Source organism: Enterobacter sp. 241F3 (assembly GCF_034106785.1).
Classification (GTDB): Bacteria; Pseudomonadota; Gammaproteobacteria; order Enterobacterales; family Enterobacteriaceae; genus Enterobacter; species Enterobacter vonholyi.
Window position 1 is genome coordinate 284,423 of the sequence record NZ_JAWNDD010000003.1, and the last position, 22,373, is coordinate 306,795.

Annotated in this window: 17 protein-coding genes; 15 read left to right on the plus strand and 2 right to left on the minus strand. The window is 57.4% G+C overall.

All coding sequences use genetic code 11. The features are described 5' to 3' along the window. The first annotated feature begins 11 nt into the window (after nucleotides 1–11). From UR504_RS11795 to UR504_RS11860, 14 genes are all read left to right on the plus strand, one after another. Complete coding sequence (locus tag UR504_RS11795; RefSeq protein WP_302235302.1) at nucleotides 12–1,010, plus strand: hypothetical protein; 999 nt, start codon at nucleotides 12–14, stop codon at nucleotides 1,008–1,010. 9 nt (nucleotides 1,011–1,019) lie between these two features. Further along, the gene (locus UR504_RS11800; protein WP_136195751.1) at nucleotides 1,020–1,832 is read left to right on the plus strand and encodes a type VI secretion system accessory protein TagJ; all 813 of its coding nucleotides are present in this window, start codon (nucleotides 1,020–1,022) and stop codon (nucleotides 1,830–1,832) included. Further along, on the plus strand, nucleotides 1,825–2,388 hold the full coding sequence (tssE, locus tag UR504_RS11805; RefSeq protein ID WP_302235303.1) for a type VI secretion system baseplate subunit TssE: 564 nt from the start codon (nucleotides 1,825–1,827) through the stop codon (nucleotides 2,386–2,388). Before UR504_RS11800 ends, tssE begins: the two co-directional genes overlap by 8 nt. A gap of 2 nt (nucleotides 2,389–2,390) precedes the next feature. Next, the gene (tssF, locus tag UR504_RS11810) at nucleotides 2,391–4,262 is read left to right on the plus strand and encodes a type VI secretion system baseplate subunit TssF (RefSeq protein WP_302235304.1); all 1,872 of its coding nucleotides are present in this window, start codon (nucleotides 2,391–2,393) and stop codon (nucleotides 4,260–4,262) included. Beyond that, nucleotides 4,259–5,302 carry a type VI secretion system baseplate subunit TssG gene (gene tssG / locus UR504_RS11815; protein ID WP_302235305.1) on the plus strand — a complete coding sequence of 348 codons (1,044 nt, stop codon included), beginning with the start codon at nucleotides 4,259–4,261 and terminating at the stop codon, nucleotides 5,300–5,302. Before tssF ends, tssG begins: the two co-directional genes overlap by 4 nt. Before the next feature lie 38 nt (nucleotides 5,303–5,340). Beyond that, on the plus strand, nucleotides 5,341–7,956 hold the full coding sequence (gene tssH / locus UR504_RS11820; protein ID WP_302235306.1) for a type VI secretion system ATPase TssH: 2,616 nt from the start codon (nucleotides 5,341–5,343) through the stop codon (nucleotides 7,954–7,956). A 24-nt stretch (nucleotides 7,957–7,980) separates the two neighbouring features. Then, nucleotides 7,981–9,399, plus strand: coding sequence for a serine/threonine protein kinase (locus tag UR504_RS11825; RefSeq protein WP_115875510.1), 1,419 nt, complete (start codon nucleotides 7,981–7,983; stop codon nucleotides 9,397–9,399). Nucleotides 9,400–9,464: 65 nt separating this feature from the next. Beyond that, nucleotides 9,465–12,170 carry a type VI secretion system tip protein TssI/VgrG gene (gene tssI, locus UR504_RS11830; protein ID WP_302235307.1) on the plus strand — a complete coding sequence of 902 codons (2,706 nt, stop codon included), beginning with the start codon at nucleotides 9,465–9,467 and terminating at the stop codon, nucleotides 12,168–12,170. A gap of 11 nt (nucleotides 12,171–12,181) precedes the next feature. After that, nucleotides 12,182–12,757, plus strand: a complete 576-nt coding sequence (locus UR504_RS11835; protein WP_302235308.1) for a hypothetical protein — start codon at nucleotides 12,182–12,184, stop codon at nucleotides 12,755–12,757. Between the two features lie 3 nt (nucleotides 12,758–12,760). Further along, nucleotides 12,761–13,837, plus strand: a complete 1,077-nt coding sequence (locus UR504_RS11840; protein ID WP_302235309.1) for a hypothetical protein — start codon at nucleotides 12,761–12,763, stop codon at nucleotides 13,835–13,837. Nucleotides 13,838–13,912: 75 nt separating this feature from the next. Then, a complete protein-coding gene (locus UR504_RS11845; RefSeq protein WP_302235310.1) occupies nucleotides 13,913–14,353 on the plus strand; it encodes a DcrB-related protein in 441 nt (146 codons plus the stop codon). 3 nt (nucleotides 14,354–14,356) lie between these two features. Further along, nucleotides 14,357–18,781 (plus strand): RHS repeat-associated core domain-containing protein, encoded by a 4,425-nt coding sequence (locus UR504_RS11850; RefSeq protein ID WP_302235311.1) that lies wholly within the window; start codon nucleotides 14,357–14,359, stop codon nucleotides 18,779–18,781. A gap of 8 nt (nucleotides 18,782–18,789) precedes the next feature. Next, nucleotides 18,790–19,353, plus strand: a complete 564-nt coding sequence (locus UR504_RS11855; protein WP_302235312.1) for a hypothetical protein — start codon at nucleotides 18,790–18,792, stop codon at nucleotides 19,351–19,353. Nucleotides 19,354–19,466: 113 nt separating this feature from the next. Continuing rightward, nucleotides 19,467–19,892, plus strand: a complete 426-nt coding sequence (locus tag UR504_RS11860) for a tetratricopeptide repeat protein (RefSeq protein ID WP_045405000.1) — start codon at nucleotides 19,467–19,469, stop codon at nucleotides 19,890–19,892. 61 nt (nucleotides 19,893–19,953) lie between these two features. On the opposite strand, the gene ychF is transcribed toward UR504_RS11860, so the two are convergent. Then, nucleotides 19,954–21,048, minus strand: a complete 1,095-nt coding sequence (gene ychF, locus UR504_RS11865; protein WP_003856650.1) for a redox-regulated ATPase YchF — start codon at nucleotides 21,046–21,048, stop codon at nucleotides 19,954–19,956. Between the two features lie 126 nt (nucleotides 21,049–21,174). Further along, nucleotides 21,175–21,759, minus strand: coding sequence for an aminoacyl-tRNA hydrolase (gene pth / locus UR504_RS11870; protein ID WP_023336005.1), 585 nt, complete (start codon nucleotides 21,757–21,759; stop codon nucleotides 21,175–21,177). Nucleotides 21,760–22,033: 274 nt separating this feature from the next. Between pth and ychH the strand changes: the two genes are divergently transcribed. Next, on the plus strand, nucleotides 22,034–22,309 hold the full coding sequence (gene ychH, locus UR504_RS11875; protein WP_111965910.1) for a stress-induced protein YchH: 276 nt from the start codon (nucleotides 22,034–22,036) through the stop codon (nucleotides 22,307–22,309). Nucleotides 22,310–22,373 lie beyond the last annotated feature (64 nt).

Below are 22,373 nucleotides of genomic sequence, written 5' to 3' on the forward strand. Positions count from 1 at the left end.
CAAGGAACGATATGAAACTTTGGCTATCGGGTTTGGCACTTCTGGCGGTCACCTCCACCGCGCAGGCTGAGAATTTCCGCATCGTGCAGTCTCCTGCACAGAAGCTGGATATCTGGATCGACAACATTAAAGACAACACGCCGCAAAGCTGGTGTAAGCCTGAGGTGGCGCTGCGCATTGTGGCGAACGGCAAGAAAGACGTCTCCGTGCTGGAGAACTTTGTACCGCGTCTTGGCTCACTGCTGGAGCACCAGTGCAGCAAAGTGAATAAACTCAGCTGGACGCTCAACGATCCGGCAGGTACCACGCTGGCGCAGGGCACCGCAGGCAAAGCACAGGACTGGGCGCTGGTGGTGAAACAGGAGCAGGCCACGCCTGCCGCAACCGTCACCGCTGCCACAGCCAACGGCACGTTAATGCCGCCAGATCAAAATGTGGCTTCCCGCACCGTTCCCGCCGACCGTACGCCGTGGCAGGAGTTTACGCTTCAGGACGGCTGCCACCTGCGCACCTTCTGGGAAGGGGGCGCCTCTGCTCCGGCGCTCTTTATTCCGGATTCTGACACCACCCGCTGCGGCAACGGCAGCTGGCTGAGCGGACACACCGTAGTTTCGCAGTCCCGCAACGGCGGACAGAAAGAGATGGCGGTGACGTACATCCACGGTTTCCCGGTGACCGGCCTAAATCAAAGCGCCGACCCGGAAAACGCGCTGATCACCTCCGTCAACAAAGAGCGCATGGTATTCAGCACCCCAAACAGCGACCAGAGCTGGATGATCCTGCCTTACGATAACAGCCTGAACAGCTGGAAGAGCAACGGCACCGTAGCGGTGGAGATTTCCCGTGAAATCGCCAGCGATGACGCAAAACTGCAGGCGCGGATCGCGGCGGTGAAAAAAACGTGGAGCGCCTGGGTCGCACCGGGTACTCCGCTGAATATCGTTCTGATTGACACCCTGCGTCCTCAGCTGCGCGATCCGGCAGTCGGCGCATGGCGCGCGGCGAATTAAGGAATGGCTATGAATACGCTTTATCAACACCTGGCGGGCGAGTCGCTCAACGATGCGCTGGCGCGTCTGGAAGCTGAAATCAAAGCCCGTCCGGCGGATGCCGACCTTCGCGCTGCGTTTGTGCAGTTTTTAACCCTCAGCGGCAACTGGACGCGGGCTCTTACCCAGCTGAAAAGCTGGCTGGCGCTGAAGCCTCAGGCGAAACCTACCGTCACGCTGCTGGAGCAGTCCATTCAGGGCGAGCAGCAGCGCGCGCAGGTAATGGCGGGACAGGCGCGACCGGCCATGCCTGAAACCCAGTGGCCGTGGCTGACTACCCTTGCCGCGGCGCTGAGCGAGGACGGCGAGCGCGCGCATGCGCTGCGTCTTGAAGCCCTCGAACAGGCGCAAGCCACTGCGGGTCACATCACCCTCGAAAACGAGGAGACGCAGGCTTTTGACTGGCTGATGGACGGCGATGCCCGTCTCGGCCCGGTCTGCGAAACCATAGTGAACGGCCGCTATTTCTGGCTGCCGTTTAACGCTATCGCGGAGATCCGTTTCCAGGCGCCTGCCAGCGTCACCGATCTGGTCTGGCGTCACGCGCTGGTGCGCCTGACCGACGGTACGGAGCAGGTGTGTCAGATCCCGGCGCGTTATCCTTTTGCTGCCGATGCCGCTGATGCGGTCAAATTAGGCCGCACCACCGAATGGCAGGCGCTCGACGAAGACGGTACCCTTTACGAAGGCAGGGGCCAGAAAGCCTGGCTGAGCGAGCAAAGCGAAAGCCCGCTGCTGTCCTTGAGCCTCGTGACGTTTGCGACGGATGGAGCCGATGAGTAATCCCGCTGGCGAAGGCGATCTGCTGCGCAGCGGCTGGCAAGCCCGCAGCAAGCAGGAGAAGGTGGGGGCGCGCGACAAAATGCAGCCCTCGCTGCTCGATCGCCTCACCGATGACGACCCGGAAAAAAAGCGCGAGTCGGCCAACAGCAATCTGATCACCCACGCCGCCCTGCGCCGCAACGTCCTGCGCGATCTGCAGTGGCTGTTTAACACCATCAACCACGATGCCTCCGGCGATTTGAGCGCCTTGCCGCACGTGAACCGCTCGGTGGTCAACTTCGGCGTCGCGCCGCTGGCCGGGAAAAGAATGTCGGACATCGAATGGCACGATATTCAGCGCAAGCTCACCGAGGCCATCATTAATTTTGAGCCGCGCATTTTGCCGCAGGGGCTGCAGGTTCGCTGCGTGTCGGATACCTCCTCGCTGGATCTGCACAACGTGCTCTCCATCGAGATCAAAGGGCGTTTATGGTGCGTGCCGTACCCGCTGGAGTTTCTGTTTCGTACCGATGTCGATCTGGAAAACGGCCATTTTGAACTGAATGATGCGGGGTAATCATGGAAAGTAAACTGCTCGAATATTACAACCGCGAGCTGGCCTATCTGCGCGAAATGGGGGCCGAGTTTGCCGAACGCTACCCAAAAGTCGCCGGACGGCTGGGCATGCGCGGCATCGAGGTGGCGGACCCGTATACCGAACGTCTGATGGAGGGCTTCGCCTTCCTGACTTCCCGCGTGCAGATGAAAATGGACGCGGAGTTTCCGCGCTTCTCCCAGCGTCTGCTGGAGATGATCGCGCCTAACTATCTCGCGCCCACGCCGTCGATGGCGATTGCGGAGATTGAGCCCGACAGCAGCCGGGGCGACCTGAGCAAAGGCTTTATTGTCCCGCGTGGCACCATGATGGACAGCCTGGCGCTGAAAAAAACCGGCGTGACCTGCAGCTATACCACGGCGCACGAGGTCAACCTGCTGCCGCTGAAAATCGACAAGGTCGAGCTGGGCGGCGTCCCCGCCGATCTGCCGCTGGCGCAGCTGGGGCTGAGCCAGCGGCAGATCGGCAGCGCCCTGCGGATCCGCATTGCCTGCGACGGCCCGCAAAACCTCGGGCACCTGGATTTCGACCGCCTGGAATTTTTCCTCGGCGGTCCGGATATTGAAGCGCTGAAGCTGCTGGAGCTGGTGATGGAGCACCACGCCGGGATCGTCTGTCAGACGGTCAGCCCGCAGCCGCAGCGGCAGCTGCTGGCGTCAGATGCGCTGCGCCAGGAGGGCTTTGATCCTGACCAGGCGCTGCTGCCGGACGATCTGCGCAACTTTGACGGCTATCGCCTGCTTCAGGAGTACTTTGCGTTTCCGGCCCGCTTCCGCTTCATCAGCCTGAGCGGTCTGAGCACGCTGATCCAGCGCTGTGAAGGCGAAAAAGCCTTCGACATCTTCATTCTGCTGGATAAGTCGGATGAACAGCTGGAGCGCGTGGTCGATGCCAGCCATCTGGCGCTGCACTGTACGCCGGTCATCAACCTGTTTCCAAAGGTCGCGGCGCGTCAGAAGCTGAATGAAGGCCAGCATGAATACCATCTGGTGGTCGATAACATTCGTCCGCTGGATTATGAAATTTACGCGGTCAAAAAAATCTATGGCAGCGCCGACGGCCAGCGCGATGACCAGACGTTTCGTCCATTCTGGAGCACCTGGAGCGGCGATGCGGGCAACTACGGGGCCTATTTTTCGCTGCGACGCGAGCAGCGCGTGCTGTCCGAGCACGCCCTGCGCTACGGCACCCGTACCGGCTATATCGGCTCGGAGGTGTTTGTTTCGCTGGTGGATGAACAGCATGCCCCCTGGCAGGATAACCTGCGCTATATCTCTGCCGAGGTGCTCTGCACCAGCCGCGACCTGCCGCTAATGCTGCAGCAGGAGCTCGGGCAGTTCATTGTGGCGGACTCCATGCCGGTGAAATCCCTCACCCTGCGTAAAGGACCGACGCCGCCGCGCCCGGCGCTGGCGGAAGGGTTCAGCACCTGGCGGCTTATCAGTCAGCTGCAGATGAACTACCTCAGCCTGATGGACAGCGAAAACGAAGAGGGGGCGGCCGCGCTGCGCCAGCTGTTAGGGCTTTATGCCAACCTGGCCGAAACGCCCGTTGCGCGTCAGGTGGAGGGCGTTCGCCACTGCGTGCTGGAGCCGGTTCACCGCCGCGTGCCTGAACCCGGTCCGGTCGTGTTCGCCCGCGGGATCGGCATTACGCTGACGGTGGATGAGCGAGCCTTTTCCGGCGCCAGCCCGTGGCTCTTCGGCAGCGTGATGGAGCGCCTCTTTGCCCGTCTGGTCTCTATCAACAGCTTCACCGAGTTCACCCTGAAAAGTCAGCAGCGCGGCGAGATTGGCTACTGGGCGCCGCGCATGGGTAAAAGGGCGCTGATATGAGTGACGCTGCCACTGCACCGCTGCGCGTGCATCGCCTGACCAGGCTGCCGGACGCGTTCTGGCACGGCGTCCGTGAGACGCCCTGGCGCTACGATCTGTTTCAGCTTTTAAGGCGCATTGATGCCCAGGGCGGCGAGCGCTACCCGCTGGGACGCGCGCCGCTGCCGAAATTTGAACCGCTGCGCATCGGCCAGCAGCCGTCGATGAGCTTTGCGCCGTCGACGCTGGCCCACGTACGTCAGCGGGAAGAGAGCGGGCTGCACGAGGTGTCTATCCTCAGCTTCGGCCTGTTTGGCCCGAACGGCCCGCTGCCGGTCCATATGACCGAGTACGCCCGCGAGCGTATTTATCATCATCAGGACACCAGCCTCAGCGCGTTTGCCGATCTGTTCCATCACCGTCTTGCGCTGCTGTTTTACCGCGCCTGGGCGGATGCGCAGCCTACCGTCTCCCTGGATCGCGCTGATAACAAGCGCTTTGAGGGCTATCTGGCGTCGCTGATTGGCATGGGCCAGCCGGGGCAGATGAACAAAGGCAGCCTGAGCTCGCATGCCCGCTTTACCCACGCCGGGCACCTGACCCGCCACGGGCGGGATCCCGAGGGGCTGGAGAAGATCCTGCGCAGCTATTTTAAGGCGCCGGTCAAACTGGTCAGCAACGTGCCGCAGTGGATGCCCCTCTCCACGCGCGAGCAGGCGCAGCTGGGAGCAGGACGCCGCATGCCGCGCATGGGTGAATCGGCCTTTCTCGGCGTCGCCGTCCGCGACGTGCAGCATAAGTTTCGCATCGAAATTGGCCCGCTGAGCGCGGAGGAGTACAACCGCTTTCTGCCGGGTGAAGCGTGGGTGACCGAGCTGCGCGACTGGGTGCGTCAGTACGCCGGGGTGGAGTTTGAATGGGAAACGCGGGTGATCCTGCGCGAAGACGCGGTGCAGGGCACCACGCTCGGCAGTCATGGGCGATTAGGTTATAACACCTGGCTGGGCATTCAGCCGCAGCCTGTCCCGCGCGGCGATCTGGTGTATCGCGCAGAGCGGTAATCCTTCCGTATACCGAATCATTGTTAATGGAAACTAACATGTCAGAAATTAGCCGTGCCGTGCTTTTCGGCAAACTGGATACGCTGTTATTTACCTCTCTGGAAAGCGCCACTGCGTTCTGCAAGCTGCGCGGCAACCCCTATGTTGAGCTGGTGCACTGGCTGCATCAGCTGATGCAGCAGCAGGATGGCGATCTGCAGCAGGTCATCCGCCACTTTGCCCTCGACGAACAGCAGCTGACGCGCGATATCGTGGCCGCGCTGGATGTCCTTCCGCGTGGCGCCAGTTCAGTTTCCGATCTCTCCGAGCATATCGACAGCGCCGTGGAGCGCGCCTGGGTCTTCGGCTCGCTGAAGTTTGGCGTCAGCCGCATTCGCGGCGGCCATTTGCTGATCGGCATGCTGAAAACCTGGAACCTGGCCAACGTGCTGAAAAGCATTTCGGCGCAGTTTACCCGCCTTAACGTCGAGGTGCTGATTGAGCAGTTCGATACCATCTGCGCCAACAGCAAAGAGACGCAGCAGGCCGCTGCCGCCGTCGACGCACCGGCGGGTGCGGTACCGGCTGCACAGGGGACGCTGGCCCAGTATGGCCAGGACCTGACCGCCCGCGCCCGGGAAGGGAAGATTGACCCGGTTGTCGGGCGCGATGAGGAGATCCGCCAGATGGTGGATATCCTGATGCGTCGCCGTCAGAACAACCCGCTGCTGACCGGGGAAGCCGGGGTCGGCAAAACCGCCGTTGTTGAAGGGCTGGCGCTGCGCATCGCCGACGGCGACGTCCCGGAGCCGCTGCAAAATATTCAGCTGTGGCTGCTGGATATCGGCATGCTGCAGGCCGGCGCAGGCATGAAAGGCGAGTTTGAAGCCCGTCTGCAGGCGCTCATTAACGAAGTCCAGTCCAGCGCCACGCCGATTATTCTGTTTATCGATGAGATCCACACCCTGATTGGCGCTGGCGGCCAGCAGGGGACCGGCGATGCGGCGAACCTGCTGAAGCCAGCCCTGGCGCGCGGTCAGCTGCGCACCATCGGGGCCACTACCTGGGCAGAATATAAAAAGTACATTGAGAAAGACCCGGCGCTGACCCGTCGTTTCCAGACGGTGCAGGTGCACGAGCCGGATGAAGCGAAAGCTATTCTGATGCTGCGCAGCACCGTGTCGCCGCTGGAGACGCACCATCAGGTCCTGCTGCTCGACGAGGCGGTCAGCGCGGCGGTGAAGCTGTCGCATCGCTACATTCCGGCGCGTCAGCTGCCGGACAAAGCCGTTGCGCTGCTCGACACCGCCTGCGCCCGCGTCGCGGTCAGCCAGAGCGCGCCACCTGCGCAGCTCGAAGACTGCCTGCGCCACCTTGCCGCGCTGGACGTGGAAATTGAGATTGCTGAACGCGAAGCGCGCGTGGGGGCCGGTGACGCCGAGCGCGTGACGACGTTACGCGCAGAACGCGGCGCGTATGAAACAAAACGCGAAGCCCTGGCCCTGCGCTGGGAAGAAGAACGCAGCCTGGTGCAGGAAATTATTCGCCTGCGCGCGGCGCTGTTCGCGGCGGGTGATGAAGATAGCGCCGATCTGCGCAGCCAGCTGGCGGAGCAGCAGCAGGCGCTGAACGCCCTTCAGGGCGATGAACCGCTGCTATTTGCGGCTGTAGATGAAAACGTGGTCGCCGCGGTGGTCTCCGACTGGACCGGGATCCCGCTGGGCCGGATGGTGAAAAACGAGATCGACGCGGTGCTAAACCTCGCCGACACGCTCAACCAGCGCGTTATCGGCCAGCGTCACGGTCTGGATCTCATTGCCCGCCGCGTGAAAACCTCGCGGGCGAAGCTGGACGATCCCAACAAACCGGTGGGCGTCTTTATGCTGTGCGGCCCGTCCGGGGTCGGTAAAACCGAAACCGCGCTGGCGCTCGCGGAATCCCTGTACGGGGGCGAGCAGAACGTTATCACCATCAACATGAGTGAGTTCCAGGAAGCGCACACCGTTTCCACCTTAAAAGGTGCGCCTCCGGGGTACGTAGGGTATGGTGAAGGCGGCGTGTTAACCGAGGCCGTGCGACGCCGTCCTTACAGCGTGGTGCTGCTGGACGAAATTGAAAAAGCGCACCCGGACGTCCACGAGATCTTTTTCCAGGTGTTTGATAAAGGCTGGATGGAAGACGGCGAGGGACGCCACATCGATTTCCGCAATACCATTATTATTCTGACCTCCAACGTCGGCACCGACCTGATTAGCGCCATGTGCGCCGATCCGGAGCTGATGCCGGAGCCTGAGGCGTTAAGCGGCGCGCTGCGCCAGCCGCTGCTGGAGGTCTTCCCTCCGGCGCTGCTGGGCCGCCTGCTGGTAGTGCCTTACTACCCGCTCAGCGACGAGATGCTGGGGCAGATTGTTCGCCTGCAGCTCAAGCGCATTCAGCGTCGTCTGGAAGAGAATCACAGCATAATTTCTGAGTTTGACGACAGCGTGGTGGAACAGATCGTTCAGCGCTGTACCGAGGTGGAGTCCGGGGGACGCATGGTGGACGCTATTCTGACCAACACCCTGCTGCCTCAGATGAGTCAGATCTTACTTACCGCCAGCCGCAGCGACGAGCAGTACCGACGTCTGCACGTCACCTGCGAGCAGGGCGAGTTTCACTGTCAGTTTGCCGCGTAATAATCATCAAGAGAACTGTAAAAGATGACGGATAATGATAACAATCGGACTGTCCCAAACGCGCTCCCGGTCGGGTACCGCTTCAACGAGTTTGAAATCAAAGAGGTGATCGGCGGCGGGGGTTTTGGCATCGTCTATCGCGCGTGGGATCACCAGCTCGAACGCACTATCGCTATCAAAGAATTTATGCCTTCCTCGCTCGCCGTGCGCGGCGACGACATGACCCTGGTGCTGCGCAGCGAGCGTTTTGGCAAAGCGTTTTCCGCAGGCCTGAACAGCTTCATTCAGGAAGCCCGTCTGCTGGCGCGCTTTAACCACCCGAACCTGCTGCACGTCCTGCGCTTCTGGGTGCAAAACGACACGGCCTACATGGGGACGCTGTTTTACAGCGGCACCACGCTTTCGCGCCTGCGCGAACAAAAGCCGGAGCTGATTAACGAAGCCTGGATCCGCCGCACGCTGCCGATGCTGTTTGGCGCGATCAAGACTATCCACAACGAAGGCTACCTGCACCGCGACATCTCTCTGGATAACATTCAGATCCAGGATAACGGCCTGCCGGTGCTGCTTGATTTCGGCTCCGCGCGCCGCACCATCGGTAATCTCTCCGACGAAACGGAAACCATGCTGCGCCCGGGCTTTGCCCCGATTGAGCAGTACACCGACGACAACGAAAGCGAGCAGGGCCCGTGGACGGATATTTACGCCCTCGGCGCCGTGCTGCGAACCCTGATTGTGGGTTCTCCGCCGCCGGTCAGCGTGGTGCGCTCTATTCAGGATACCTGCAAACCGCTGGTGGAAATCATGCCGCAGGGCTATTCCATTCCGCTGCTGCAGGCCATTGACCGTGCGCTGGCGCTGCACATGGAGGATCGTCCGCAGTCAATCGACGAGTTCGCCGCGCTGATAGAGATGCCGGTCGCCGGGATCAACGACGTGCTGACGGCGAAAAAGCCCGGCACGATGCTGGTTCCGGTTCAAGACGAGAAACCGGCTTCGCTGCTCGACTGGCGCCGCTACAAGATCCCGGGCATGGTTGCCGCAGGCGTGCTGGTAGGGGTTATCGCCGGGGCGATGCTGTTCAGCGGCGGTAACGATGCCCCTGAGCAGGCTGCACAGACACCGGGCGAGACGCGTCCAACCGAAACCGTCGCAAACGCGCCAGACGTGAAGCCGGAAACGGCGAAGGTGAGCGAGCAGGCGACGGCACAGCAGACGCCACCGCCTGTCGAGAGCCCGATTGCGTTGGTCTATATCCGCATCCTTGATGGCGAAACGCTAAAAGTGAACGGCGAGCAAAAAGCGCTCCGTCCAGCGACCAACGGTTATGCGTCGCTCAAGCTGCCGGCCGGTGAGGTGAAGATTGAACTGCAGGGCAACGGAAGAACGCGTGGCCAGACGCTGGATATCACCAGGCCGGGCACCTGGCTGGTGAATCCGTAGAATTACGCTCAGTCACAGATGCGAACCTCTTTTCTGAATCGCATAAGCTAGATGGAATAAAGATTATGCTCAACCGAATTACCGTTCAGCTCCCGGTGGAGGGGCTTCTGTTCTGGAAACTGACGGGCCGCGAGGCGATGTCCGAGTCGTTCGCGCTGACGCTGACCGTGCTCGGCACGGACGCGCGCATCGACCGCAGCAAGCTGCTGGGCCAACCGGTCACGGTGACCATCCCGACGCAGAACCTGCTGACGTCCCGCTATGTTAACGGCAAAATTACCCGCGTGGCGGTCAGTGCCGTCGAGCTGACGGGCACCCGCTATGCGGTGTACCAGCTGACGGTGGAGCCGGACCTGTGGCCGATGAAGCGCGACCGTAACCTGCGTATTTTCCAGGGCCAGACGGTGCCGCAGATTGTGAAAACCCTGCTGGGTGAGCATCAGGTCAACGTTGAGGATAAACTCACCGGCAGCTACCGGGTGTGGGACTACTGCGTGCAGTATCAGGAGTCGAGCCTGGACTTCATCAGCCGCCTGATGGAGCTGGAGGGGATTGCCTATCACTTCCGCCATGAGGCGGACAAACACACCCTGGTGCTGACCGATGCCGCCACGCAGCATCAGCCGTTCAGCGGCTATGAGGTTATTCCTTACCACCAGACGCCGTCAGGCGGCAGTACGGATGAAGAGGGCATCAGCCAGTGGGCGCTGGAGGACAGCGTGACGCCGGGGATTTACAGCCTCGACGACTATGACTTCCGCAAGCCGAACGCGTGGCTGTTCCAGGCCCAGCAGAACCCGGCGTCGCCGACGCCGGGCAGCATCGACGTGTACGACTGGCCGGGGCGCTTTGTGGACAAAGGGCACGGGGAGTTTTATGCCCGCATTCGTCAGGAGCGCTGGCAGGTGGAGCATCAGCAGATTCAGGCCACCGCCACGGCGGCGGGTATTGCGCCAGGGCACACCTTCACGTTAACCAACGCGCCGTTCTTCAGCGACAACGGTGAGTATCTGGTGACGGCGGCGGGCTACCACTTCGAGGAGAACCGCTACGCCAGCGGCGAGGGTGAAACTATTCACCGCACCGATTTCACGGTCATCCCGTCGGCGGTGGTCTACCGTCCGGCGCAGGCCACGGCGTGGCCGCGCACCTACGGTCCGCAGACCGCAAAAGTGGTGGGGCCGAAGGGCGAGAGCATCTGGACGGACAAATACGGTCGGGTGAAGGTGAAGTTCCACTGGGACCGCCTGGCGAAGGGCGATGACACCAGCTCCTGCTGGGTGCGCGTGTCGAGCGCGTGGGCGGGCCAGGGCTACGGCGGGGTGCAGATCCCGCGCGTCGGCGACGAGGTGGTGGTGGACTTCATCAACGGCGACCCGGACCGTCCGATCATTACCGGTCGCGTGTACAACGACGCGAGCATGCCGCCGTGGGCGCTACCGGCTGCGGCGACGCAGATGGGCTTTATGAGCCGCACGAAAGACGGTTCCGTGGACAACGCCAACGCCCTGCGGTTTGAGGATAAAGCGGGCGCAGAGCAGGTGTGGATCCAGGCCGAACGCAACATGGACACCAGCGTTAAAAATGATGAAACGCACAGCGTCGGCGGGGCGCGCAGCCATTACGTGAAGAAAAATGAACTGCATCGCGTGGAAGCGAACCAAACCCAGGCCGTGAAAGGCGGAACCGAAATCCTGACGGGGAAAGGCAAGCTGGATGCGGCGGTGGAGCAGTATGTTATCGCTTCCGGGACGAAGCTGCGGCTGGTCTCAGGTGAAAGCGCGATTGAGCTGAATGCTAACGGCAAGATTAACCTGATCGGTAAAGAGTTTAACTTCTTCGTGGAAGGGGATGGGTATATCACCACGGGCGGTAAGCTGCATCTGAATACCTCTGGTACAAAACCGGGCACCACGGCTCCGGGATCGGGGCATAAAGGGGATATTGATGCGGCGGTGCAGGCGTATTTCTCTCCGGATCAAGCTAAAAAATCTGCCGGTGTTGGAGTTGCCGGGGGATCAGGTAAAGCGGTACCTGCGCAAAACAATTCAGCTGCATCAACCGGCACAGACAAAACCAGTGAATATAATTATTCGTTGCAGGACATGGTGGATAAGCAAAAGAATTTAAAGGCTAAACCTCAAAAGTGGACGCGACGCGGCTTTGTTAACGCCTCTGAAGATGATATTAAGAAATATGCAAACCCGGATAATTTCAATACTGGAACTGATAAATATCAGTTCCTGGATCTCTCATCTTCATCAGGTGTTTCTGAAACTGATATGGCTTCCTTCCTGAAAGGGAAAGGCGTACTTGAAGGTCAAGAAAAAACATATCTTGATGCAGCAAAGAAATACAATGTCAGTGAAGTTTACCTCGCCTCGCATTCTGCTCTCGAAACAGGTAATGGAGCGAGTGAACTGGCAAAAGGTGTCGAGGTCAATGGTGTAAAAGTTTATAATATGTACGGTATTGGCGCTTTGGATGGTAATGCCGTTAAAACAGGTTCCAATTACGCATATAAAATGGGATGGACTTCGCCAGAAAAAGCGATAGACGGTGGTGCGAAATGGATTTCCGAAAAGTACATTAATAATGCGGATTATGCCCAAAACAATCTTTATAAGATGCGATGGAACCCAGCTTCGCCAGGGACGCATCAGTATGCAACTGATGTCAACTGGGCTGTAGCCCAAACATCAAACATGAAGAAAATGTTTGATAATTTCCCTGGTGCAAACCTATCATACGATATTCCAAAATTTAAGTAATGGAACAACTTATGAGTAAGAAAATTCTGAGTGTTTTCTGTTCTGTTCTGGTGCTCTGCAGTTTGAACAGTTATGCGGCGACTGCTCCAATCAATAAAGAAGTTGGAAATTCATCACGTACTCTTTTAGCAACTCCCGATTTTTCTGTACAAATAAATAAACAGTCTGTCGCATTGGGCGACAGATGGACTAATGACGTTGCAGGTAAAGTCGAGTTGCCGGTTGAAGGCCGTTTTGTCGGGGAGGTTCCTTTTGATGGAACAAATTATAAATTTTTCCAGCATCAAAAGTCTGGGTTAGAAATATTTAGTTCCAACCTTTGGTGGGATAAGGCCGAGAGAAGTGTTGATGATTATATTGTGTCACAGATTACGCTAACTGCTGCGGATGGCAAAACAGCTCGCGGAATCCATATTGGTTCAACAATAAATGAACTTAATAAAGCTTACGGTAGTGGCCAGGTCGAAAATGATTCTGGGGAACAGTGGGTTTCCTATGAATTGGGTAAGAAATTGCTCTCTTTTGAGGTTAAAGACAATAAGGTTGTAAAAATAACAATGAATTACGAAAATGGTACTTCAGAGTAATTTATGACCCAAAAATATCTGGCAGTCGTATTGTTCACGGCTTTATTGACAGGCGTCGTTGAAACGTCATCGGCACTTGAATTATCGCAATACAATAAGCTCGATACGGTAGGTCGCATCCTTAACGACAGTGAAGTGACAGACAATCTCAGGACGCTGTTGGGAAATCATTACCAGACCTTTATTGATAACTTTGACGTCTTCGGCGAACCGCATACCACCACAGGTGGAGGATTGTTTGTTGAGGGCTGGCTAAAGGATCTCTACCAGGAGAATGCATCAGCGCTGGTTATCAATCCTGGCGGCAAAATCTTCGCGGCCTGGGTGGTTCCGGAGTCGGACGTAATCCATTACCAATCCTCTGATAATAGCCCGGGTATTAATGCTGATATCCAGCAATGGGCCGCCAGGTTCAATACGATGCAGTTTGCAACGAACAGCCAGTCGAGACCTGCGTTTGACGGGGGTTGGGCAGGCGGAGCTGGCGACGACTCGACGTTAACCCTGCGGTTAGCTGAATCAGGCAACCGCATCACCGGGTCTTATTGCTATATATCCCGGAGAGGCAACCGCATAGATTGCCCGGAAAATGATGAGCGTAATCTTAGCGGTACCATCGCTGGCAATCGTGCCAGCGTAGCGTTTAACTCATCGTTTGGCGGCGCAGGCGGACGGGCTGTTCTGGAAATAAAGGGGAGTGAAATGGAATGGCGTCTGGTAACGCCTCCTCAAAAAGGAAATGATTATGCTCCACAGCGCTATACGTTACGTAAAGCCGCTTCGGTTCATCACGCTGAAACCAGAAAACTGGATACCGAAAAGTTCGCTATTTCTTTGATAAACAGGTGCGGTCATTTTGAGAGCGAATGTGACGAGATGGTCTATCTCGGCGTGCGAAAAAGCGATAACAGTACGATCTCCTTAAAGGGAAAAACGTTACGCGACTCCGCAGGTAAAATAATCGGCTCAACGTACAAGAATGGCGAGGTCGCTTATACCGTGACGTACGCCCCCGTGAATCTGGTTGTCAGCAAAGGCAACCATATTTTAGTCGAGCAGTCAGGCCAGTGGCTTAAATAACTATACAGCCAGCCAAAAGGCCAGCATGGATTGGCCTTCTTGTTTCTCTCAATATCAATCATCCCGAGTTCACTTATGAAATACACCCTCCAGGAAGGTTCGTTTTCCCTTTTTCCTGCTGCCTGGCAGGATAACAGCATGAACATTATTCGCGATGACGAAAGCGGGCTGTCCGTGGTGGTCAGCCGCGGCGTGATCCCCGATGGCAGCGACTATGAACAAGAGTTTCACCGCCAGTGGGATGTACTGCGACCTCAGATGGGTGAGATCGCCCAGAGCGAATTTAGGAACGTAAAGGCCGGGCCTGACGGCAACATTAACGGGCTGGAAGTTGAGACCACGTTTGACCGTAACGGGCAGCGCCTGTGGCAAAAACAGCTGGCCGTTCAGACGCCGGGCAAACCGGTATTGATGATTTTTACCCTCTCGGCACTCAGAGCCTTTACCGAAGAGGACGAGGTGCGCTGGAGCACGCTTAAGCAGAGTCTGACGCTAAACGACAACCGGAATGTGTAAGGCATGAGCGATAACAACGCGGCCCGTAAGGGCGACGAGATTATTCACTCCAGCATTTTTGCTGACATCACCAGCATTGTGGCGGAAGGTGCCGCCTATGCGGTGATCGGCGCGGCGGTAGGCGCAGCAGCAACCGTAGCGGCGCCATTGCTGGGGGCCGGGGCAGCAGCTGCAGGCGTGGCAGCAATTGGATCCAGCTGTCTGTTAAGCGGCATCATTGGCGGCGTGCTGGCGAACGTCGCGGGGATCACCGACGATATCAGCAACGCCGCTGAGGGGTTAGGTAATGCGCTTTTCCCGCCGTCGCCTGCGGGTAAAATCACGACCGGTTCCAGTAACGTTCTCACCAACGCAATCCCCGCCGCACGCGCGGCGGGCACGCTGACGCCCGCAGATACTCCTTCACCTGAGCCGCAGTCGCCGGGCAGCTTTGCCGATTACGCGGGTATGCTGCTTTCTGCCGCCGGACAGTTTGGCAGCGAAATGTGGCAGCCGAGTGTCGCCTCTGCCGCTGCCGGAACCTCGCCGCTGGAAGAAGACAAGGTGGCGTGCGAAAAGCACTCCGGGCCGCAGTATCTGGCGGAAGGCTCTAAAAGCGTCTTCATCAACGGGCAGCCCGCGGTGCGTGCGAAAGATCGCACCACCTGCGAAGGTACCGTGTCCGACGATGTTTCCCCGAACGTAATCATCGGCGGGGATACGCTCACGGTTCGCGATATCAAAAGCGGTAAAACGCCGGGTCTGGCGCTGGGGATGATTGCGCTCTCCCTGCTGCGCGGGCGTCCGGGCAAGATCCTGAAAAACATGCCCTGCGCGCTGGCCGCGGCCGGCGGCGGGATGCTGGCCGATATGGCGGTCAACGCCGTGTTCGGCTCCTCGCACCCGGTTCACGCCGCTACCGGCGTGAAGGTGCTGAACGACGACGATGAGCTCGACTTCTCGCTGCCGGGGCGCTTCCCGCTTCGCTGGCAGCGCAGCTACAACAGCCTGACCACCCGCGAAGGGCTGTTTGGTCTGGGCTGGGCAACCACCTTTGACAGCTACCTGACGCTGGAAGAAAACAACGCCACCTGGTTTGACGAAACCGGGCGCGAGCTGAGCTTCGAGCTGCCGCCGGTCGACCGGGCATTTTACAGTATCAGCGAAGGCATTATTATCCGCCGCAACGAGAGCGGCGACGTGGCGATTGCCGACGATGACGGCGCGGTGTGGCGTCTGTATAAACCAACCCGGGCGAACCCCTCCATCCTGCGTCTGGCCTCCCTCAGCGACGAATACGGCAACGCGCTGCTGACGGAGTGGGACGAGCACGGCAGGCTGACTGGTATTCACGACGAGCCGCGGGCAATCGACGTCACCCTGCGCTATGACGATGAACGTTTCCCGCAGCGCGTGACCGCAGCCAGCCATTTCGACGGCAACCAGACCTGGCCGCTGATGCAGTGGGGCTACGACGCGCGCGGCCAGCTGGCGAGCGCGACGGATGCCTCAGGCGTGGTGACGCGTGAATACCGCTACAACGACCACGGCCTGATGGTCTGGCACCGGATGCCGGGCGGTCTGGAGAGCGAATACCGGTGGCAAAAATTCGACCACTGGCGCGTGGTGGAAAACCGTACCAGCACCGGCGACGGGTGCCGCTTTAGCTACGATTTAGCCGCCGGGCTGACGACCGTCGAGCACTACGATGGTCAGACGCGCCGTCACTACTGGAACGCGCAGAATCTTATTGTCCGCTACGTTGACGAGCGCGGTGAAAACTGGCGCTACGAGTGGGACGAAAACGAGCTTCTCACGCGTCGCATCGATCCGCTCGGCAACGCCGTCACCTTTGTCTACGACGAGATGGGCAACCGGGTGCAGGAGACCGATGCCGACGGCAACACCCGCACCACCACCTGGCTGGAGCACCGCGCGCTTCCTGCGGCCATTATTGAAGCCGACGGCAGCGCCACCCGGTTCTGGTACGACGAACATCACGGGCTCAAGCGCGTGGTAGACCCGATGGGGCAGACGACGCAGCTGCGCCGGGACGAGTTCGGTCAGGTCGTTGAAGAGGTCGATGCCGCCGGAAACAGCCGCTACCAGGAGTACAACGAGGCCGGGCAGATCGTACGTTCGACCGACTGTTCCGGGCGTATTACCCGCTATCGCTATCATCCGCTGGGCTGGCTGGAGGCTGAGACTGGCGCCGACGGTGAAGAGACGCGCTACCGCTACGACGCCGCAGGGCGTCCGGTGCAGCTCGATCGCCCGGAAGGCTGGACGGAATCGCTCAAATGGAACGAACGCGGTCTGCCGGTGAAGCATGCGGGCGCCGACGGGAAAGAAAGTGAGTTCAGATACGACGAGGCGGGGCGCTTAACCGCCACCCGTAATACGCAGGGTGAAGAAGTGCGACGCCGCTGGGACAGCCGCGGGCGTCTGATTGCCCTGGAAAACGAGAACGGCGAAGCGTATCAGTTCCGCTGGGGGCCAGATTCGCTGCTGCTGGAAGAGGTGGGGCTCGATGGCGTGGCCTCGCAGTATCGCTATGATGCCTGCGGGCGCACGATTGCGCGCACCTTTGCCGCCGGTCATCTGGAGGCCATCACCCACGCCTTCGCCTGGAGCGCGAGCGGCCAGCTGGTCGCCCGCACCACGCCGGAAGGCCAGACCCGCTTTCACTACACGCCGTCCGGGCTATTAAGCCGGATTGGGCTGCATCCTGCACTTGCAGCCGACGTGTGGACCACCGAGGCAGAGCAGGAGCTTGCCTTTGAGTATGACGCGCTCGGTCGCGTGACGCGCGAAGCGGGCGAGCACGGCGAGCTGGCGTGGGAGTATGACGCGCTGGGCAACCGCACCTCCGTCACGCTGCCCGATGGCCGCGAGCTGAAGCAGTTCTACTACGGCAGCGGGCATCTGCTCAGCATTGCGCTCGATAAGCTGTCGGTCTCCGACTTTACCCGCGACGAACTCCACCGGGAGACCAGCCGCACCCAGGGGCTGCTGACCACCCGCAGCGAATACGATCGTCTTGGCCGACTGCATCGCCGGGACGTCTTTACCGGCAATGCCCAGCGTCCGTCGCCGCGCCGCTGGTCCCGCCGCTGGGACTACGACTACCGCAATAACCTGGTGCGCGAAGAGCGGGACGATAACCCGTTCAGCTGGTACCGCTGGCAGTACGACAGCGCCGGGCGCCTGCTCGTTCAGGACGGCACGCTGCCCGGACAGGAGCAGTGGCGCTGGGATGCAGCCGGTAACCCGCTGGAAGGGTCTGCTGAGAAGGTCACGCACAACCGCCTGACGCAGCTAAACGGCATTCGCTGGCGCTATGACATCCACGGCCGCACCGTGGAGAAAGATAACGGCCAGACCCGCTGGTACTACCGCTACGACGGTGAACATCGCCTGACGGAAGTCATCAGCCAGCCGCGGGACCGCAACAAGCCGCAGACGCAGGTCAGCTTCCGCTACGATCCGCTCGGGCGACGCATCAGCAAAACGCGCCGCCAGATGCTGGGCGGGCAGCCAACCGGCAAGCCGGTCACCACCCGGTTTGTCTGGGAAGGGTTCCGTCTGCTGCAGGAGCTGCACGGGGATGTGCCGCTGACCTACGTCTACAGCGACCAGGACAGCTACGACCCTCTGGCGCGTATTGACGGTGTGGAAGCGCCGGAGATTTTCTGGTTCCACTGCCAGCCGAACGGCACGCCGGAGCGTATGACGGATGTCGAAGGGCAGTTGCGCTGGGAAGGGGTCAACAGCGCCTGGGGCAAGCTGCTGCGGGAAAGCGAGACGCAGGTTTCAGGATATTCCCAGAACCTGCGCATGCAGGGGCAATACCTGGACCGTGAGACAGGGCTGCACTACAATCTGTTCCGGTATTACGACCCGGACTGCGGAAGGTTTACGCAGCAGGACCCGATAGGGCTGGCGGGGGGGATAAACCTTTACCAGTATGCGCCGAATGCGCTGGGGTGGGTGGATCCGTGGGGGTTAACTCCTGAAGATCTGATTCGCTACCGCCCACACGATTCTCTTTCTGCTCAAAACGGAGCTAGAAGCTCTGCTATCTCTAGGGCATGGGTACAAGAAAAAGCCTTATTGCAGGATGGTGGGGCTGGCACCAGGAATTGGACAGCGCAAGAGAGAGATTTAATATTGAAGACTCCGAACAAGAGTCTTACCTCCGTGATGTCACGGGCAGGCTATACTGGGCATCATATCAACTCGGTAGAAGGCAATGGTACACTTGGTTCTAAATGGCAAGGTGATCCGAGGAATATTGTTTTCTTGAAAAATCATAACCATCCCGACAAGTTCAATGAGCATGTCCATGGTGATCAAGGACATAGAGGGAATACTAAAAACTCGACGCGCGGGCGCTTAATTGATAGAGAAAGAACACTAAAATCCAGACAACGATGTAAGCAATTATAGGGGGAAATATGAACATAAAAAATGCAGTCCAAGACTTTGTTAGCAAATTCAAAATGAATGATTTAAATATGGGAGAGATAGACTATACAGACGATGAAAATGAAACTTCTTTTCCAGTGAGTTTAAATGGCGAAATTCGTTTTTTTTATAGCCATTTGATTTTAAATGACCACCCAACATTTGATGGTACTTTCTTTATACAGATTGTTGAGCCCCAAGAGCTTAATGAAATGTTATCAGGCTGGCGAGTTCAAAATGACACGACCTGGCGCGATGAATATATAATCTTTGCTGAAAGAAATGGAGATGTTCTTTTTTGTGATACCCAAAATATTACATCTCCTGTTTATGGTAGTATTCAAAAAAGAAATTTCATTATTTCTAATTCGTTAGCCGACTTTTTGGATGCTTTTTGTTCTGCCATTGAGATAGAACAAAGTAAATATGATGGTGATGCTACAGATGATGATTTTAATTTCAGAGAGGACTTTCTGGAAGATATCGATTTAATGCTAAAAAGCAAGCTTAAGGATGTTGAGGCAGAAGCTTTTAAATATTTCTTTTTTGGTTAGTAACAATAAAAACTTACTCTTTTAGAGACCTCCATGCTTCTGAAGGCATTTATTGCTTATATCCCTTTTATATAGGCAAGGAGGTCTCTTTTCGAATGATAATGAATAAATATATGAAAAACGTATGCTATAAATTCGATGAAAAAAGAGTTACATCTCTTGTAGAAAAAGGAAACGAGTTTCACGACAACCAAAAATACGCCGAAGCTTTAGAGCAATACCAAAAAGCCTGGCAAGCTCTTCCTGAGCCAAAGTTTGAATCGGAATTTGCTAACTGGATCGCTGCGTGCATGTACAGCGCTTACTTTGATCTTGAGGATTACGATGAGGCGAAGAAATGGGGAGAGACGACTTTGCGCACACGTGGATCGGATATAGACACCGCACCATCAATCGACCTCGGCATGGTCTGTTACGAGTTGAATCAATTCGATGAAGCATATAAATATTTCAACGATGCTTATAACTACGGCAAAGAGCGTGCGTTTCAGGATAGACCTAAAAAATACCTTGAGTTCTATCTGCGCAAGAAGGCGTAAAATCGGTAATTTATGAAAAAAAATCCACGCCAAAGCGTGGATTTTTTTCATTCAAAACAACTCAAACGTTAAACAAGAAGTTCATCACATCGCCATCTTTAACGATGTAATCTTTCCCTTCTGCACGCATCTTGCCTGCTTCTTTCGCGCCTTGCTCACCCTTGTAGGTGATAAAGTCTTCAAACGCGATAGTCTGCGCACGAATAAAGCCTTTCTCGAAGTCGGTATGGATTTTACCGGCCGCCTGAGGCGCAGTCGCACCCACAGGGATGGTCCAGGCACGCACTTCCTTCACGCCAGCGGTGAAGTAGGTCTGCAGGTTCAGCAGCTCATAGCCTGCGCGGATCACGCGGTTCAGGCCCGGCTCTTCCAGACCCAGCTCGGCCATGAACTCTTCACGGTCGGCATCGTCCAGCTCGGCGATGTCGGATTCAACGGCAGCGCACACGGCAACAACCACAGAACCTTCCGCCGCGGCGATTTCACGCACTTTGTCGAGGTAAGGGTTGTTCTCGAAACCGTCTTCGTTAACGTTGGCGATGTACATGGTTGGCTTCAGTGTCAGGAAGCTCAGGTATTTGATCGCCGCCTTGTCTTCGTCAGTCAGGTTTTTCAGCGCGCGCAGCATGCCGGCGTTTTCCAGCTGTGGCAGGCATTTTTCCAGCGCAGCCAGTTCCGCTTTCGCGTCCTTGTCGCCGCCTTTGGCTTTCTTCTGCACGCGGTGAATCGCGCGTTCGCAGGTGTCGAGGTCAGAGAGCGCCAGCTCGGTGTTGATAACGTCGATGTCGTCAGCCGGATCCACTTTGTTGTTAACGTGGATGATGTTGTCGTTCTCGAAGCAGCGCACAACGTGGCCGATCGCTTCGGTTTCACGGATGTTGGTCAGGAACTGGTTGCCCAGGCCTTCACCTTTGGATGCGCCTTTTACCAGACCCGCGATGTCCACGAATTCCATGGTGGTTGGCAGAATGCGCTGCGGCTTAACGATTTCCGCGAGCTGGTCCAGACGCGGGTCCGGCATTGGCACAACGCCGGTGTTAGGTTCGATGGTACAGAACGGGAAGTTCGCCGCTTCGATACCCGCTTTGGTAAGCGCGTTAAACAGGGTGGATTTGCCCACGTTTGGCAGACCGACGATACCGCATTTGAATCCCATTTCTAAATCACCTTAATATCTTGATAATCAATCCGTTAGTCATAACCGATTGATGAAAAGTAAATAACTACGCCTATTATACACGTAACCCGCATGACGCGCGGTAAAAAAGCCGTATCGGGCGGATTATTGCGCTTTAAAAGCGTGCAAGCGGTTTGTCGCTTTGGTTAAGCCGTCTTTCAGCCAGATTTCAGTGCAGCGCGCCGCTTCGTCTACCGCCTCGTCAATCAGTTTCTGTTCGGAAACCGGGGGCTTACCGAGCACGAAACCGACAACTTTGTTTTTATCGCCCGGATGGCCGATTCCCACGCGCAAACGGTGGAAATTCGGGTTATTGCCCAGCTTGCTGATGATGTCTTTAAGACCGTTGTGGCCGCCGTGGCCGCCGCCAAGCTTGAATTTCGCCACACCAGGGGGGAGATCCAGCTCATCGTGGGCGACCAGAATTTCATCCGGATTGATGCGATAAAACGTTGCCATCGCCGCCACGGCTTTACCGCTCAGGTTCATAAACGTGGTGGGTACCAACAGGCGAACGTCCGCGCCTGCAAGGTTGATACGTGAGGTATACCCGAAGAATTTAGGTTCTTCACGCAGGGGAGCACGTAACCGCTCGGCCAGCAGATCGACGTACCATGCACCGGCATTATGGCGGGTAGCCGCATATTCTGCGCCCGGGTTGGCGAGGCCGACAATCAGTTTAATCGTCACGATTCAATTCCTAATGGGTTCCAGATCTGGCGCGTAGTTTACTGTCTGGCGCGCCGCTTGACAAAATTCTGCGATCGTCGCAGCGAAACACGAATAATTACTTGTTTGAACAATTAGAATTTCAAGCTGTTCAAAGTCTTATTTGTAAACTTTTGTTTGGGAGTTATCTGTAATTGTGATCATTCACGCAACTCATAAAAGGGGCGTTGTCTATACTTTACACACAAGGATTAGGGGCTTTTCCCCTGACAACCCAAAGTTCCGGAGGTGACACATGAAACGCAAAAACGCTTCGTTACTCGGTAACGTGCTGATGGGGTTGGGGCTGTTCGTGATGGTAGGCGGCGTGGGTTATTCCATTTTGAACCAATTGCCGCAGCTTGATCTCCCGCAATACTTCGCCCATGGCGCGATACTGAGCATCTTCCTCGGTGCGGTATTGTGGCTCGCCGGGGCGCGCATGAGCGGACATGAGGAAGTGTGCGATAAATACTGGTGGGTGCGCCACTACGACAAACGCTGTCGTCGCGACCAGCATAAGCACAGCTAGTGCTGCGATAAAGAACACCGAAACGGCTCCCGAGGGAGTCGTTTTTTTTTGCATCAGGGGTTGA

What these genes read in the sequence shown, in the direction of transcription:
- UR504_RS11795 (WP_302235302.1), top strand. Translation starts at nt 12, where the DNA reads ATGAAACTTTGGCTATCGGGTTTGGCACTTCTGGCGGTCACCTCCACC.
- UR504_RS11800 (WP_136195751.1), top strand. Translation starts at nt 1,020, where the DNA reads ATGAATACGCTTTATCAACACCTGGCGGGCGAGTCGCTCAACGATGCG.
- tssE (WP_302235303.1), top strand. Translation starts at nt 1,825, where the DNA reads ATGAGTAATCCCGCTGGCGAAGGCGATCTGCTGCGCAGCGGCTGGCAA.
- tssF (WP_302235304.1), top strand. Translation starts at nt 2,391, where the DNA reads ATGGAAAGTAAACTGCTCGAATATTACAACCGCGAGCTGGCCTATCTG.
- tssG (WP_302235305.1), top strand. Translation starts at nt 4,259, where the DNA reads ATGAGTGACGCTGCCACTGCACCGCTGCGCGTGCATCGCCTGACCAGG.
- tssH (WP_302235306.1), top strand. Translation starts at nt 5,341, where the DNA reads ATGTCAGAAATTAGCCGTGCCGTGCTTTTCGGCAAACTGGATACGCTG.
- UR504_RS11825 (WP_115875510.1), top strand. Translation starts at nt 7,981, where the DNA reads ATGACGGATAATGATAACAATCGGACTGTCCCAAACGCGCTCCCGGTC.
- tssI (WP_302235307.1), top strand. Translation starts at nt 9,465, where the DNA reads ATGCTCAACCGAATTACCGTTCAGCTCCCGGTGGAGGGGCTTCTGTTC.
- UR504_RS11835 (WP_302235308.1), top strand. Translation starts at nt 12,182, where the DNA reads ATGAGTAAGAAAATTCTGAGTGTTTTCTGTTCTGTTCTGGTGCTCTGC.
- UR504_RS11840 (WP_302235309.1), top strand. Translation starts at nt 12,761, where the DNA reads ATGACCCAAAAATATCTGGCAGTCGTATTGTTCACGGCTTTATTGACA.
- UR504_RS11845 (WP_302235310.1), top strand. Translation starts at nt 13,913, where the DNA reads ATGAAATACACCCTCCAGGAAGGTTCGTTTTCCCTTTTTCCTGCTGCC.
- UR504_RS11850 (WP_302235311.1), top strand. Translation starts at nt 14,357, where the DNA reads ATGAGCGATAACAACGCGGCCCGTAAGGGCGACGAGATTATTCACTCC.
- UR504_RS11855 (WP_302235312.1), top strand. Translation starts at nt 18,790, where the DNA reads ATGAACATAAAAAATGCAGTCCAAGACTTTGTTAGCAAATTCAAAATG.
- UR504_RS11860 (WP_045405000.1), top strand. Translation starts at nt 19,467, where the DNA reads ATGAAAAACGTATGCTATAAATTCGATGAAAAAAGAGTTACATCTCTT.
- ychF (WP_003856650.1), bottom strand. Translation starts at nt 21,048, where the DNA reads ATGGGATTCAAATGCGGTATCGTCGGTCTGCCAAACGTGGGCAAATCC.
- ychH (WP_111965910.1), top strand. Translation starts at nt 22,034, where the DNA reads ATGAAACGCAAAAACGCTTCGTTACTCGGTAACGTGCTGATGGGGTTG.